12 protein-coding genes are annotated in these 15,568 nt (G+C 57.3%); 7 read left to right on the forward strand and 5 right to left on the reverse strand.

Features of this window, described 5'->3' with window-relative positions; all coding sequences use genetic code 11:
- Positions 1-14 precede the first annotated feature (14 nt).
- Complete coding sequence (locus tag QWI18_RS11730) at positions 15-1,019, forward strand: PleD family two-component system response regulator (RefSeq protein ID WP_065989920.1); 1,005 nt, start codon at positions 15-17, stop codon at positions 1,017-1,019.
- A 60-nt stretch (positions 1,020-1,079) separates the two neighbouring features.
- On the opposite strand, the gene QWI18_RS11735 is transcribed toward QWI18_RS11730, so the two are convergent.
- A complete protein-coding gene (locus tag QWI18_RS11735; RefSeq protein WP_369318883.1) occupies positions 1,080-1,814 on the reverse strand; it encodes a hypothetical protein in 735 nt (244 codons plus the stop codon).
- 442 nt (positions 1,815-2,256) lie between these two features.
- Between QWI18_RS11735 and prfB the strand changes: the two genes are divergently transcribed.
- The 6 genes from prfB (at position 2,257) to QWI18_RS11765 (ending at position 8,695) form a co-directional block, all read left to right on the forward strand.
- Positions 2,257-3,352, forward strand: a protein-coding gene (prfB, locus tag QWI18_RS11740) for a peptide chain release factor 2 (protein ID WP_108120905.1) whose coding sequence is annotated in 2 segments (ribosomal slippage) — positions 2,257-2,328 and positions 2,330-3,352 — 1,095 coding nt in all. Because the reading frame shifts where the segments join, the coding sequence is not laid out codon by codon here.
- A gap of 114 nt (positions 3,353-3,466) precedes the next feature.
- Entirely contained in the window at positions 3,467-4,969 is a 1,503-nt protein-coding gene (lysS, locus tag QWI18_RS11745; RefSeq protein WP_065990265.1) for a lysine--tRNA ligase, read from the forward strand.
- Positions 4,970-5,079: 110 nt separating this feature from the next.
- Positions 5,080-5,811, forward strand: coding sequence for a TetR/AcrR family transcriptional regulator (locus QWI18_RS11750; RefSeq protein ID WP_192132235.1), 732 nt, complete (start codon positions 5,080-5,082; stop codon positions 5,809-5,811).
- Positions 5,812-5,829: 18 nt separating this feature from the next.
- The gene (locus QWI18_RS11755) at positions 5,830-6,387 is read left to right on the forward strand and encodes a hypothetical protein (protein WP_369318884.1); all 558 of its coding nucleotides are present in this window, start codon (positions 5,830-5,832) and stop codon (positions 6,385-6,387) included.
- A 27-nt stretch (positions 6,388-6,414) separates the two neighbouring features.
- Positions 6,415-7,692, forward strand: coding sequence for a flavohemoglobin expression-modulating QEGLA motif protein (locus tag QWI18_RS11760; RefSeq protein ID WP_065989910.1), 1,278 nt, complete (start codon positions 6,415-6,417; stop codon positions 7,690-7,692).
- A gap of 91 nt (positions 7,693-7,783) precedes the next feature.
- The gene (locus QWI18_RS11765; RefSeq protein ID WP_192132232.1) at positions 7,784-8,695 is read left to right on the forward strand and encodes an alpha/beta hydrolase; all 912 of its coding nucleotides are present in this window, start codon (positions 7,784-7,786) and stop codon (positions 8,693-8,695) included.
- A 368-nt stretch (positions 8,696-9,063) separates the two neighbouring features.
- Here QWI18_RS11765 and QWI18_RS11770 read toward each other — a convergent pair whose 3' ends face one another.
- The 4 genes from QWI18_RS11770 to QWI18_RS11785 form a co-directional block, all read right to left on the reverse strand.
- Positions 9,064-9,489 carry a hypothetical protein gene (locus QWI18_RS11770; RefSeq protein ID WP_192132230.1) on the reverse strand — a complete coding sequence of 142 codons (426 nt, stop codon included), beginning with the start codon at positions 9,487-9,489 and terminating at the stop codon, positions 9,064-9,066.
- 212 nt (positions 9,490-9,701) lie between these two features.
- Positions 9,702-10,148 carry a hypothetical protein gene (locus QWI18_RS11775; RefSeq protein ID WP_192132228.1) on the reverse strand — a complete coding sequence of 149 codons (447 nt, stop codon included), beginning with the start codon at positions 10,146-10,148 and terminating at the stop codon, positions 9,702-9,704.
- A gap of 74 nt (positions 10,149-10,222) precedes the next feature.
- Positions 10,223-10,630 carry a hypothetical protein gene (locus QWI18_RS11780; RefSeq protein ID WP_369318885.1) on the reverse strand — a complete coding sequence of 136 codons (408 nt, stop codon included), beginning with the start codon at positions 10,628-10,630 and terminating at the stop codon, positions 10,223-10,225.
- Between the two features lie 2 nt (positions 10,631-10,632).
- Positions 10,633-15,321 (reverse strand): RHS repeat-associated core domain-containing protein, encoded by a 4,689-nt coding sequence (locus tag QWI18_RS11785; RefSeq protein WP_369318886.1) that lies wholly within the window; start codon positions 15,319-15,321, stop codon positions 10,633-10,635.
- Between the last annotated feature and the right edge of the window lie 247 nt (positions 15,322-15,568).

Genomic DNA, 15,568 nt, shown 5'->3' on the forward strand with positions numbered 1-15,568 from the left:
CCAGGAGACCCCGCATGCATGATTTGCAACTGGACGATCTGAACGCCACGGATGAAAACGCTGCGATGGTGCTGCTGGTCGACGATCAGGCCATGATCGGCGAGGCTGTCCGCCGCGGGCTGGCGCACGAAGACAACATCGACTTCCATTTCTGCGCAGACCCGCATCAGGCGATAGCCCAAGCGATCCTCATCAAGCCGACCGTGATTCTTCAGGACCTGGTCATGCCCGGCCTGGACGGCCTGACACTGGTGCGTGAGTACCGCGCCAATCCGAAGACCCGTGACATTCCGATCATTGTGCTCTCGACCAAGGAAGACCCGCTGATCAAAAGCGCCGCCTTTGCCGCTGGCGCCAACGATTATCTCGTCAAACTGCCGGACAACATCGAACTGGTGGCGCGCATTCGCTACCACTCGCGCTCCTACATGACGCTGCTGCAGCGCGACGAAGCCTATCGTGCGTTGCGGGTCAGTCAGCAACAGCTGCTGGACACCAACCTGGTGCTGCAACGGCTGATGAACTCCGACGGTTTGACCGGCCTGTCCAATCGCCGCCACTTCGACGAGTACCTGGAACTGGAATGGCGCCGTTCCACCCGGGAGCAAACCCAGATCTCGCTCTTGATGATCGACGTCGACTACTTCAAGGCTTACAACGATGCCTTCGGCCATCTCGAAGGTGACGAGGCATTGCGTCAGGTCGCCAAAGCCATCCGCGCCAACTCCAGCCGTCCTTCCGACCTGCCGGCGCGTTACGGTGGCGAAGAATTTGCGCTGGTACTGCCCAGCACCTCCCCGGGCGGCGCGCGTTTGCTGGCTGAAAAACTGCGTCAGACCATCGCCGGCATGAACATCCCCCACGTCGCCCCGACCCAAGGCTCCAGCCTGACGGTCAGCATTGGTCTGGCCACTGTCGTCCCGCAAGTGGGCAGCCACAGTCGCCAGTTGATTCAAAGTGCGGATCAGGGGCTGTATGCGGCTAAGCACAATGGTCGCAATCAGGTGGCGGTGGGGTAAACGACTTATTATTGATCAAGAGTGGGCAAGCCACTCTTGATTGAACCGGTATGAAGGGTTTCAAGGTTTGGTGGGGCCGGGATCACAGCTAGTATTTACGCAGAGTCGAATCGAGTAAGCAGCAGAGCCCAATGAATTATGGAGCGTCAAGTAGCCGTGGCTTCCGTCGCACTTGTTAATCTCGCTGATGGGGAGCAGGAACTCTGCCAGCCGAGAGTCTGAAGTAAGAGGGGCTAGCTCCCATAAAAGTTCGCTGGTTGAGTTGCTCCACGTTACTCTTGCTGGCTGAGCTGTCATGTTTTCCCATTTGGCAAAGATGTGGGCCCCCTCACCGAGAGCGGATGTTCTCACCTCCACATTAACAATCGTGGGATACAGGCCTTCGTGTTGTTTTATTGTCTCTCGCACCGCGATGCTCCCGACGCTTCCAATTGGAGGAGGCCCTGAACCAGCGGAGGTAGCTTCGAATTCCAATGGCTCCGAATCAACAGATGGTCCATTTTCGATGGATACGCTGTACCAGACTTTAATCAAGCCCATGCGTGACAGCGTGTTGGAATAGTAATGCCGTGGCGTCCTTTGGAAGTGCGAGTCTTCGCCCGGTGATTGTTGTTGAAGCTCGCAGCAGTATATCCAATGCTGCTCCTTGCCGTAGATTTCCCACATGACGCTTACTGAGTGCGCCTTGTCGAGGGTTGGGTAATTAACTTCGATAATCGGTAGATCGGTTTCTACCAAATCCAAAATGCCGTCAGTGACGCCTGTAACGCTAGGGGCGGGGTAATGACTTTTCATGTTTGGTGACTCGTTGTTGTGGAGAGATTGGTTTTGATGATCATAGCCTTTCAGGTTGAGGCTTCCAGCGGGTTTAAATATTGATTGGATGTTGATGTTATCGCCATTGGGTCTAAGCCATTAATGGATAACGGCGTTAAAGGTTTCCCAGATACTTAGCGTTCGTTTGTGAACCACGTCGCTCTGGTTCCCGATGGTTATAGATACGCCCCGCCATCGACAACGGGTGTATGGAGGTGGCATTTATGGCGCGCAACGGACTGCCGTCGCGGGTTCACCAGCGCTATACCCCGAATAGCCATTCGCGATTGCGCCCCGTCGGCCATTACCCGATAAGGGGCAGCGCTAATTGCTGTCATTCCGGACGCTCAGGCGTGCCCTGCCTCCATGACTGCGATATACTCGCCGGCTTTGTGAAAATCGCCTGCGAGTGCTGCCTACCATGGAAATCAACCCGATCCTAAACAGCATCAAGGACCTGTCCGAGCGCTCCGAAACCATTCGGGGGTATCTTTGACTACGATCACAAACATGATCGTCTGACCGAAGTTAACCGCGAGCTCGAAGATCCAAACGTCTGGAACAACCCGTCGTACGCCCAGGAACTGGGCCGCGAGCGTTCGCTGCTGGCGCAGATCGTCGACACCCTCGACGAAATGAGCACCGGCCTGGTGGACGCCAAGGACCTGTTGCTGATGTCCGCCGAAGAAGAAGACCAGGCCGCCGTCGACGACGTTGCCGCTGAAGTCGAGCGCCTGCGCGAGGCGCTGGAAAAACTGGAATTCCGTCGCATGTTCAGCGGCGAGATGGACCAGAACAACGCCTACCTGGACATCCAGGCCGGTTCCGGCGGCACCGAAGCCCAGGACTGGGCGAACATCCTGTTGCGCATGTACCTGCGCTGGGCCGACAAGCGCGGCTTCGACGCGACCATCATGGAGCTGTCGGCCGGTGAAGTCGCCGGTATCAAAGGCGCCACGGTGCACATCAAGGGCGAGTACGCATTCGGCTGGCTGCGCACCGAAATCGGCGTCCACCGTCTGGTCCGCAAGAGCCCGTTCGATTCCGGCAACCGCCGTCACACCTCGTTCTCGGCAGTGTTCGTTTCGCCGGAAATCGATGACAACATCGAAATCGACATCAACCCGTCTGACCTGCGCATCGACACCTATCGCTCCTCGGGCGCCGGTGGTCAGCACGTCAACACCACTGACTCGGCGGTCCGGATTACCCACGTGCCGACCAACACCGTGGTCAGCTGCCAGAACGAACGTTCCCAGCATGCCAACAAAGACACCGCGATGAAGATGCTGCGGGCGCGCTTGTACGAGCAGGAAGTGCAGAAGCGCAACGCGGCCTCGCAAGCGCTTGAAGACACCAAGTCGGATATCGGCTGGGGTCACCAGATCCGTTCGTACGTACTCGATGCCTCGCGCATCAAAGACCTGCGCACCAGCGTCGAACGCAGCGATTGCGACAAGGTGCTCGATGGCGACATCGACGAATACCTGATCGCGAGCCTCAAACAGGGCCTGTAATCGCCACACCACTGTTGCGGGTCGGGCGCGTCATCATGACGTCGCCGCCCGCGATCCTTCGTCGCGCTTCCCGGCCAGACGAAGGGCCACGAACCTGTGATGGATAATCAAGACATGAGCGACCAACAACTCGACCCGCAAGCCCAGCAACAGGAAGAAAACAGCCTGATCGCCCTGCGCAAGGAAAAACTTGCGGCCGAGCGCGCCAAGGGCAATGCCTTCCCGAACGACTTCCGTCGCGAAAACTACTGCAACGACCTGCAGAAACAGTACGCGGACAAGACCAAGGAAGAGCTGGCTGAAGCGGCGATTCCGGTCAAGGTTGCCGGGCGCATCATGCTCAACCGTGGCTCGTTCATGGTGATTCAGGACATGACCGGTCGCATCCAGGTCTATGTCAACCGCAAGACCCTGCCGGAAGAAACCCTGGCCTCGGTGAAAACCTGGGACATGGGCGACATCATCGCAGCCGAAGGCACCCTGGCCCGTTCCGGCAAGGGCGACCTGTATGTCGAAATGACCAACGTGCGCCTGCTGACCAAATCCTTGCGCCCGCTGCCCGACAAGCACCATGGCCTGGTCGATACCGAGCAGCGTTATCGCCAGCGTTACGTCGACCTGATCGTCAACGATGACGTGCGTGAAACCTTCCGCGTTCGCTCGAAAGTCATTGCCCACATCCGCAGCTTCCTGATGCAGCGCGACTTCCTCGAAGTCGAAACGCCGATGCTGCAGACCATCCCCGGTGGCGCTGCGGCCAAGCCGTTCGAGACGCACCACAACGCGCTGGACCTGGAAATGTTCCTGCGTATCGCGCCTGAGCTGTACCTCAAGCGTCTGGTGGTTGGCGGGTTCGAGAAGGTGTTCGAGATCAATCGCAACTTCCGTAACGAAGGCGTCTCGACCCGTCACAACCCCGAGTTCACGATGCTTGAGTTCTATCAGGCGTACGCGGACTACGAAGACAACATGGACCTGACCGAGGAGCTGTTCCGCGAGCTGGCCCAACTGGTGCTCGGTAGCACCGACGTGCCGTACGGCGACAAGGTGTTCCACTTCGGCGAGCCGTTTGCGCGTCTGTCGGTGTTCGACTCGATCCTCAAGTACAACCCCGAGCTGACCGCCGATGACCTGAACGACATCGACAAGGCCCGCGCCATCGCCAAGAAAGCCGGCGCCAAGGTGCTGGGTTTCGAAGGTCTGGGCAAGCTGCAGGTGATGATTTTCGAAGAGCTGGTCGAGCACAAGCTGGAGCAGCCGCACTTCATCACCCAGTACCCGTTCGAAGTGTCGCCTCTGGCCCGTCGCAACGATGACAACCCCAACGTCACCGACCGCTTCGAGCTGTTCATTGGCGGCCGTGAAATCGCCAACGCCTATTCCGAGTTGAACGACGCGGAAGACCAGGCCGAGCGCTTCATGGCCCAGGTGGCGGACAAGGACGCGGGCGATGATGAAGCCATGCACTACGACGCAGACTTCGTCCGGGCGCTGGAATACGGCATGCCGCCGACAGCGGGCGAGGGCATCGGCATTGACCGTCTGGTCATGCTGCTGACCAACTCGCCGTCCATACGAGACGTCATCCTGTTCCCGCACATGCGGCCGCAAGCCTAAGCGTCAAAACAAGCCGCCTGCGCAGGGCGGCTTTTTTTTGTCTGTAAAGTCACGCAGGCCACGCTGCTGCAGACACCGCGCCTGCTACTCAATGAAAAGGAAATCCAGTTGTGAACCGCACGATCGCTCAAAAGGGAGCCGCTGGCCTGGCCACGGCAGTCGCACAGAGTGTTCAGTACCAGGGCCGCAAGGCGAGTCGACAGGGAAGTGAACAGCGTCGGCAACAGATTCTCGATGCGGCCATGCGCATCCTCATCCGTGATGGCGTTCGGGCCGTGCGTCATCGCGCAGTCGCTGCCGAAGCGCAAGTACCGCTCTCCGCGACCACTTACTATTTCAAGGACATCGATGACCTGCTCACCGATGCCTTCGCGCAATACGTTGAACGCAGCGCGGCGTACATGGCCAAGCTGTGGACCAACACCGAGGCGCTGCTGCGCGAGATGGTCGCACGCAATGACGGCAGCGCCGACGCCCGCGCCCGGCTGGCCGATGAGATCGCACGAATGACCATGGAGTACGTGCGCCATCAACTGCTGACCCGCCGCGACCAGCTCATTGCCGAGCACGCCTTCCACCTCGAAGCGCTGATCAACCCGCGTCTGGCACCATTGGTGAGTGCCCACCAGCAGATTCTGTTGCAGGGCAGCGCCCAGTTTCTTGAGGTCATGGGCTCGGTTCAGCCGCAGCTGGATGCCCAAGTGTTGACGGGGCTCATCTGCCGGATGGAATATCAGGGGCTGCTCAACGGGCCCCGCCCCGGCGCAGACGAAGAAATGCTCGCTATTCTGACTCGCCAGATGCATCTGGTACTGGGCACTGCCAAGCCGATGGCTGGCTGATACCTCAAGGAGAACCTGATGAAAGGCTGGCGCGTATTGCTCGCCCTGTCGTTCGCGTTGTTGAGCGGATGCCTGGTGACGTTCAAGGACCCGATTCCGGTCAGCAACACCGCCCCGCTCAGATTGCTCGGCACCTGGAGCAGCAAAAATGCCTGGGGCGAGCCGCTCGAACTGGAAATCAGCCGCGCCGGCCCCGACCGTTACAAAGCGGTCAGCTACCGCAAAGGCGATCGCAAAAACCGTGACGAGTACCCCTTCACCGTGTCGCGGCACGGCAGTCGCTGGTACGTGTCCGCCGCGCTGCCTGATAAATACGGCGGCAATTACGTCATCGCCGGTTTCGACCTGATGGATAACGAGAACGGCGCCGACGAACTGGTGGTCTATGACCTGGACCTGGAGCGGTTTCAGCAGTTGGTCGAGCAGAAGCTTCTGGACGGGGAGCGGGTCGATACGGTCAAGGGCGACGGCATGCTGATCTCAAGTCCCATGGACAAGGTCTTTGGCTACCTCGACGACCCGGCCAATTCCGACGTCTTTCTCAAGGCAGCTCAATATCAGAGCATGACCAAATAGCGCAAACGGTTCAATAAGGGGTACCGGGTGGACGAATACCAGCAGACTATTCGCACGTTGTCCGATCGTATCGTGGTGGCGCAGACGCCGATCCGCGTCCTTGATGCCGTGAAGTGGGATGACAACATCCGCAAGACCTTCCTCGACGGCAAAGGCAAAAACCTGCCGGAGGTGGATCGCGCGTACTACGAGAATCGCCCGCTGGGCTTTGATTCCGGCGCGGTGAAGCTGGAGTTCCAGAACATCGAGCGTGACATCACCCGGCAGCTGGGCCAGTTCAACCCGGTCGGGCAGATCATGCGCCGCATGTGCAAAGAGTACCGGATGGTCATCCGCATGCTCGAAGCACGCGGCACCCCCGACTTCGGCCTGATCTCTCAGGAGCTGTACGGCGCGGCGTCCGATGCTTTCCACGCCGGCGACCCGACCCTGTCCGACCTCGGCATGATGCTCTCCGATTACCTGAACAACATTGCCGGCCGCGGCGATCTCAAGGACGAGCCGAAAATCCTGACGGCCAAAGACGCCGTCGCCATGCTGCAAACCCGGCTCAATCGCACGTTCGGTGAGGCTGAAGAGACGATCCGGGTGTTCGAATCCGACGGCATCGTGGCGGACGCGGCAGCCGGAGCCGATTACATCAAGATCCGCAGTGACGCGATGTTCAACGAACGCGACGTGCGCGCGCTGGAAGTCCATGAAGGCCTGGTGCACGTCGGCACCACGCTCAATGGGCAGAATCAGCCTATCTGCACCTTCCTGTCCAAAGGCCCGCCCTCGTCGACAGTGACCCAGGAAGGCCTGGCGATCCTGATGGAGATCATCGGCTTTGCGTCCTACCCGAGCCGCCTGCGCAAGCTGACCAATCGTACCCGCGCCATTCACATGGCCGAGGAGGGCGCCGACTTTTTGCAGGTGTTCGAGTTCTATCGCGAGCAAGGCTTCGGCATGTCCGAAAGCTACGGCAACGCCAGTCGGGTATTCCGGGGCTCGGTACCGAATGGGCTGCCCTTCACCAAGGATCTGTCCTACCTCAAGGGCTTCATCATGGTCTACAACTACATCCAGTTGGCCGTGAGAAAGGGCAAGCTGGAGCAGGTGCCGCTGCTGTTCTGCGGCAAGACCACGCTGGAAGACATGCGCACGCTGCGCCAGTTGGTGGACGAAGGCTTGGTGGTACCGCCCAAATACCTGCCCGATCAGTTCCGTGACATGAATGCGCTGTCGGCGTGGATGTGTTTCTCCAACTTCCTCAATCATCTGAGCCTGGACCGGATCGAAGCGGACTATTCGAATATTCTGTGAGTCTGTGAGTCTGTGAGTCTGTGGGCGCTGATACATCGGCGCCTTTGTCAGGTTTCCCGTCGTCCGCCCATCCAGAATTGAAGGACATCGCTTGAAGCTTCTTCTTACCTTGCTCCTGGTCATTTCCCTCAGTGGCTGCAGCGAATTGCTGTTCTACCCGGAACGCGGTTTGCCGCTGACGCCGGACAAGGCCCACCTCGCCTGGCGCGATGTCACCCTTACAGCGGCCGACGGCACCAAACTCAACGCGTGGTTTCTGCCGGCCAAGCCCGGCGTACCGGTAAAGGGCACGGTGCTGCACCTGCATGGCAACGGCGGCAACATGGCGTGGCATCTGGCGGGGAGCTGGTGGTTGCCGGAGCAGGGCTATCAAGTGCTGCTGGTGGATTATCGCGGCTATGGTCGGTCGGAAGGTGAGCCGAGTCTGCCGGCCATTTATCAGGACATCGACGCGGCGTTTGACTGGCTGAACGCGGCGCCTGAAGTGCAGGGCAAACCGCTCGTGGTGCTCGGCCAAAGCATCGGCGGCGCGCTGGCGGTGCATTACCTGTCCGAACATCCGCAGCAGCGCGCGCGGGTCAAGGCGCTGGTCCTCGATGGGGTGCCGGCGAGCTATCGTGAGGTCGCCCGCTATACCCTCAGCACGTCGTGGCTGACGTGGCCCATCAAACGGCCGCTATCGTGGGTGATCCCCGACGGCGACAGCGCCATCAACGGCATGCCGCAACTCAAGGGCACGCCCATGCTGCTGTTCCAGAGTCTGGACGACATGCAAGTGCCGCTGCACAACGGCATCAGCCTGTATCAGGCCGCGCCACCGCCGCGCGTGCTGCAACTCACGCGCGGGCCTCACGTGCAGACCTTCGGCGACCCCACTTGGCGCGAGGTGATGGTTCGCTATCTGGACGATCCGCAGCACTTCAACGGGCTGCGCAGGCTGGGGGAAATTCCGAATTATCCTGATCCTCAAACGGGCAAGGCGGCACCGGCTCCTCAACCGTGAGCAGAGCAGAGTGCACAAGGGGACTTGCATAAGGGGACTGATTTATTTACAACGCTTCACCGTAAATTAATCTGTCCCCGGCGGTTGAACTAGCGGTTTAAAAGGCCGGGCGTTTTTCACTCCTACTCAGACCAAAGATTAAAGAGCTCGCCGCCAAAAATCTTTAGGCCGTCCTCCCTGTGCATAAGGGGACTCATAAGGGGACTGATTTATTTACAACGCTTGACCGTAAATTAATCTGTCCCCGGTGGTTGAGCTAGCGGTTCAAAGGGCAGTGCCTTTCTACTTATCCTCACGCTAGTTCAAGGGGGCCGTCCCAATAAGCTACTGTAAGCTGTCCGCCTTAACGCGAAAGAACTCAAAGGGAATTACTCCCTGCTTCTATTCTTATTTTTATTTTTTGTCTCTTTAAGTTTGTATTCTGCCGCGCGAGCAACATGCTTGTTTTGATCATTAAGTAGTCTTTCCAATATTGTAATTGGTGCTTCTTTGTTGGCGGCCACTGCTATGCGTACAACATAACTCTCATCCCAAGATAGAATTTCGAAGAGCGCCGGTGACAGCTTTCTTTTTGCTGCAATGAACTGCCGGACGGTGCTATCAAACTGGCATAGTTCTTCTAAGATCTCTAATGGGACACTTTTATTATGCGAATCCCATCGCCTGGAGTTCGGGTATTTTTTTATTACATCGCGCCATACCGAAATCGGGGCCTCCTCAGTTGCAGCTCTATCGTATTCACTTATGATGGAGCTATTCCGTAGCGCTACAAACTCCTCAGCAGATGTAATCATTTTTAACCTTACACTTAAAAAATCTGAAATTTATATTCTTTCTGACTCCGCTTTTATGCTTGCTCTTATGGCCTCCGTAAATATCAGCATTCACGAGCCACACGCTAGATTCATCTTAGACTTTCAAGCGTTTCCCCGTGGCCTGTTTTATTTACTGTCCACTATTGTTACTTTTTTGGGTCAAGATTGTATTTCGCATAACCCACCTGGAACTAAAGGGGGCCGTCCCCACTAGTCCTAGCCTGTTTGCTCTCCAACTCTTCAATTCTACGCTCGTAGTTTTCCGTCGCCACACAAGCAACGTCTTCGTTCACATCCTGACGCAGTCGGTCAAGGATTTCCAATGGAGTCTTTTTATTGGTACATATTGCGACCCGGACGTCAGAATCCTCATCTTGTGAGAGACGCTCAAACAACGCAGCAGAGAGCTTTCTTTTACGTGCCACGAACCATCTGGTGCTAACATCGAACACACATAGCATTTCAAGAATCTCCACCGGCACGGTTTTATTGTGCGCAACCCATCGCCTGTGATCGGGAAATTTTTCTATCACATCCCGCCATACGGCAATTGGCGCTTCCTCCATGGCGGATCTGTCGTATTCGGCCTTTATCTCACTGTCGCGCAGCGCTACAAATTCTTCGGCAGAATTAATCATTTTATATCCTTACACTTTAGCGATTTGAAATTTACGAATTAAAGGGGTCCGTCCCCTTTTGTCCCCCTCTGGTCTTAAGCACGGTTGCTTTTAAGGGCTATTCTTTTTCTAGCGGCCGCCGAGACAATCGGATCTTCATCTCCTGCTAGCTGAACTAGGATGTCTTCTGGCGCTTTGGGATTGCAGGCAATTCTGTGCCGGATGATGATGCTTTTATCACGAGCTAGCTGCTCGAAAATCGCTCGGTTTATCCTTCTTTTGATGGCAATTTCCCAGCGCACGTGCATATCGTCGCATAGGCATAGCCGTTCCAATACGTCCACCGAGATCGTGTGATTATAAACAACATCTCGGCTTAGTTCAGGGTACTTTAGCAGTACGTCGAACCAGACCTCATCAGGCGCTGGATCAAACGCCTTCGCGTTTTCATCCTCGATTTCGCTCTCTACGTACCGCTTAAATTCTTCAGCGCTCGTGATCATCATCAGATTCCTTTGGCATCCCGACATTTCATGCCTTTCATAGGCATGACTTTTCCCGTTTTTCCTTTATGTTTATTCATGAAGTCCCCATAAATATTCACATCACGAATATGGATTAAATGGTTGCTATCTTGCTCCATCAATTTCCACGCTGTACCACCGTGACCTTCAGTGTCAGCGGACCACCACATCTCTGTCCCCGTTGCACGATAATATTTAACTAAGGTGCCGTTGAGTTTCGCTTCACAAATGCGATCAAAGCGATTGACCTCCCATTTTTTTCTGCATGCGCGTTTACAGTTTTGATTAGGCTTATCAGATTTTGGTTTCCGCCCTAGTCCGACGGTCGAACTTGCCAGGCCTAACGGATCGACCCAACTGATTGAGTTGGGCCCGTATTGGTAGATGTTCAGTCCACCCAGATACCCAATCGGGTCTTCGCTGATGAAGCGCCCGACCCTTGGATCATAGTACCGATGCCGGTTGTAGTGCAGGCCGGTTTCGTGGTCGTGGTACTGGCCCTGGAAACGGATCGGGTTGGTTAGGCCAGTCTGTTGGGCGAATTCAGAGCGCTGTTCGGTTGCCTCTCCCCACGCTTTGTATTGGGCGCTCCAGGCGGTGTTGCCGGTCTGGTCGGTGATTTCCTGGGGCGTGCCGAGGTGGTCGCATTGGTACCAGGCGAGTGCGTCAATCGGCAGCGCGACGGGTTTGTAGTTCCAAAGCGGGTCTTCTTTGAAGTTGTAGCGACCTTCGTACGTAGGCTGGCTTACGAGACGGATGGTTTCGTGGCGGATGGCCTGGGCCACCGGGACGAAAGTGCCGGGCTCGTGAATGTAGTGGACGGTTCGGCCCAGGGCACCGGCGTATGGCGGAGGACTGCTTTCCCACGCCAGGTTGTCGCCGTCCCAGCCATACAGGGTGAAGCCGCAGCCGAGCTCGCGCTCTTTACGGGCGTGTTCGTTTTCGTTCCAGCCGGTACCGGCTTCGGGGCGCGGTCGGTAGTGGGCTTTTGAGAGTTTGTAGAGGCGACGTCCCAGTGGGTCGTAGCCGAAGTCGACAGTCAGGCGCGAATCTCGGAAATGCGCGAGGCGATCGAAGAGATCCCAGTGAAGTTCGCTGCGCAAGCCGTTGGTCCAGCGCTCGGTCTGGTTCCCGCTTTCGTCGTATTCGTAGTGGCCGCCGGCGTAGTCGCGCAGCAGGTTGTCCACGAGTTTGTTTTGAATTGGTTCTGGGTCGAGTGGGCGGCGGACGGGCGCGGCGGTTTCGTTGCGCAGGTTGCTCGCAGGGTCGAAGGCGAAGGTTTCCACACCCAAGCGACTAGTCGCATTGATTAGCCGGCTGACGGGATCGTAGCGGTAGCTGAGCGGCCCGCGGCGGCTGTCATTGATGTCGGTGAGTTGGCCGGCGGCGTCGTAGGTGTAGGCGCGTTTGATGAGCGTGGATTTGTCGTCTGCTCGTCCTAGCAGTTGTTCTTGGAGGCGTCCCGCCGGGTCCCAGCTTTGGGTTTGCAGGAGTTGGTTGCCTTGGCGGCGGGCGACTTCGCGATGCAGGTCGTCACGCTCGTAACTGAGCAGTTCGTGCTCGTCGAGCTTCATACCCAGCAAATGACCGCTGCCGTAGGTCAGCCAGCTGACGCGATGTCCGTCCGGTCTGATAGTCGCGACGCGGTGGTTAAGCGCGTCGTACTCGTGCTGCCAGACCGCAACCATGGGTTTATCCAGATTCGAGTAATGCTGATGCTCGCGCAGCAGGTTGCCAGCCGGGTCGTGAAACCATTGCAAGCGACTCACGGCGTTGGTTGCCATGACCAGATGGCCATTGCCGTCGTAGGCGAAGGTTTCGCTCTGGGACTTTTCGCCGAGGGTGGCGCGGCGTTCGGTCAGGCGGCCCATGGGGTCGAAGGTCAAAGCAATGGAGCGCTGCCCGTTGATGGTCTCGGCAAGACGCCCGGTTTCGGGATCGTACTGATAGCGAGTCGAGCGATTGTCGAAGCCGCGTTCTTCCAACAGCCTGCCGACCGGGTCGTAGTGAAAATGCGCGCTGCGTTCGTTTTCGTTTTCCAGCGCGACGAGGCGGCCGAGTTTGTCCCATCGATAACGCAAGGTTTGTTCTGCGGCGTCGACGCGTTCGGCGATGAAGCCCGCAGCGGTGTAGCGCCACGTCGTGCAGCGTTCCAGACCATCGGAGTAGGCGAGCAAACGGCCTTCGGCGTCGCGGCTAAAACGTTCTTCGGTTTTGTCCGGGTGTTTTATCAGGACCAACTGGCCTGACTTGTATTCATACGTAGTCGCGTGGCCAGCAGGGTCGGTGAAGCGGACCATCTGGCCGCGCTCGTCGTACTCCCACGCACTTACCTTGCCCGAGCAGTCGGTGTACTTAACGAGCTGTCCGGCTTCGTTGTAGGCCAACGCTTTGGTATTGCCGTTGGCGTCTTTGATCGCTGTAGGAAGACCAAACTTGTTGTAGGCGTATTCGGTAACGTTCTCTAGCGGATCGATCGCCTCAGTCAAATTGCCGCGGTGGTCGTAGTCCCGTTTCCACAAGCCGCCCTCGCCATCGCTGATCTTGATCAGATGGCTTTTATCGTCGTATGCGTAATTCATCACGCTGTGATCAGCGCGAATGTGTTCTGTGAGGTTGCTCAGTTTGTCGTAGCGATAACGATCCGTTCTGCCATCGGTGTGGACATGGCGGATGATGTTTTTCGCCGCATCACGGAAGAACCACTCCGAACGCCCATCGGCCTGGCGAATGCGATAGGTATACCCAAGGCTGTCGTAGTAGTGCCGGGTTTCGTGGCCCAAAGCATCCGTGACGTAGGTCAGACGGATGTTTTCATCCCACGCCAGCCGAGTATCAAAACTGCCGTCGTCAGCCCACTCGCGAACAGCCTTGGCATCGGGGCCAGATCCCTGCCACTGCAAATTCAAACCACGATTGGTGCGGTCGGTGTAGCGGGTAACTAGGTGGTTCTGATACTCGTAGCGCCAAGCCGCGCCGTTCTCGTCTTGAGCCAGAACAAGATCGCCGAGACCATCGTACTGATACGCACACAGTTGGCGTTTGACGTCCCCGCCACGAATTTCCCAAACACCCGTCAACCGCCCCTGATCATCAATCAACGTACCCAGGCGCAGATGGACTTTGTTTACATCTTTCTTCGAGTAAGTCACCAACTCGGAGAGCACCGAATCCCCACCGCGTCGATGCTCGTGATGCAGCATGACCCCGGCGCCGTTGGGCAGCATCTTGTTGATCAGAACAAACCGTTTGCCCCGCCGAACATAGGTTTCCCTGTGCTCAAGCCCCCGCATCAGCAACAGCCGATCCTTGCTGAGGCGAACGACGGTCAGATTTTCGATGGCATTGAAGTGGAACAGCTTGACCTTGGGCAGAGGGAATTCCTGGCTGCGGCCATCGGCGTCGTGGAAGACCAAGCCATCGCCGACGAGATCAAACCGCGTGGTAAACGGCGTAATCCAGCGTGCGCCAACAACATCCTCATCAAACGCATCCAGACTTGAGCAATAAGTCCGCGTCCATTCGATGGGAAACGGCCCCGGCAAACTGAAATCGGTATGACTGACCGACTCCGAGCCCATTGCAAAACTGATGCTTCCGATTGTAGTAGCGCAGGCACAATCCTTCAGGTCGTTAGGCAGGGCGTTGGCAGGTTTCTCGAACTGAACAGCCTCAAGTTTGCCTTCGCCGCCGCGGCGCTTGGCCTGATTAGTAACTCCCGGCTTGATGTTGAAAGATTGACCATGCCCATTGCGCGCACGCCAACTGACAACCGCACCCTCCAACGTAACCAGTAACGCAGCGATAGAATGCTGAGCTCCGGGATCCGCCAGCCCCGTAATTTGGGTGCGAAGCTGAGGAGCCAGATCACGCAATAACTTGGCCTGCCTGCCCACCTCTTTTTTAACCGCTTCAGGCACAAGGTATTCAGCAGCGCCATTCACCGCGCCCTTGCCGGCAGCAACACAAACCGCCGCAGCCGCAACGAAGATATTGCCGATCGCAGCCTTTGGATCGTAGGCCCACAGATCCCCAGTGGCATGGACCCGCTGCTCCGCTTCAAGCAAATCAGCCTTAGCGTTCAGCTTCGGGTCGACCAGGCTCTCCAGGCCGTCGGCAATCTGAAACAAGACGCCTTCGCCCAGCGCCCCCGCATCTTCAAGAATCCCGGGTAGCTTGCCCTGCGCCTGGCTCACAAAGTCATCAAGTGTCCCGACAATCGTGGCATTCAGGTGCCCGATCAAAATCTCGATCAGCGCATCCCCCAGCACCATCTTCCCCGCCTGACGCATCTCCTGACGCACCAGAAACAGCATCGGCCGCAGCGTCATTCGCGCTGCCGCCATGCCCGGCGGGATGGGGATCATCCCAATCAGATTGATGCCCAAACTCACCCAATCCAGCGGATCGCGCTTCTCACTGGTCGCCAGTCGTGCAATGTCATTCAGCGCATCAACCAGCGCCATGATGTTGCCGACCACCGGCAGCCCGCCGGCGAAAGTCTTGATTCGCTCAAGCGTGACGACCCCGCCGCTGATCTCCTGCAGCCAGGCATCGAAATTGGCCGCACCAAGACCAACGTCTTCGACCTGAATCAGATCAAGCGGAACAACCGCCACTTGAGGTTCGCGTTTCTCGCCACCAACGGGCGGATTTAGGGGGGGCGCCAAAGATGCTCTCCGTGCTCAAAAAACCATCCGGAACGGCGTAAATGCCAGTCCGGGGGCCACGGAGATATCAAGGGCTGTGCCAGCTATTAATTAGCCATTCAAAATCAATAACTTAAGAAATAAAACGGCGGGTTTCAGCGAGCGCCAACCCGGATAACACAGCAAAAGTGCGCAAGAAGTTTCGCCCCCCACCGCCACCTCCTGGCGACACCCCAAAACCCCCCCAACAACCACCCCCGAACGGGAT

It is taken from the genome of Pseudomonas sp. W2Oct36, assembly GCF_041060465.1.
GTDB classification, from domain to species: domain Bacteria; phylum Pseudomonadota; class Gammaproteobacteria; order Pseudomonadales; family Pseudomonadaceae; genus Aquipseudomonas; species Aquipseudomonas graminis_B.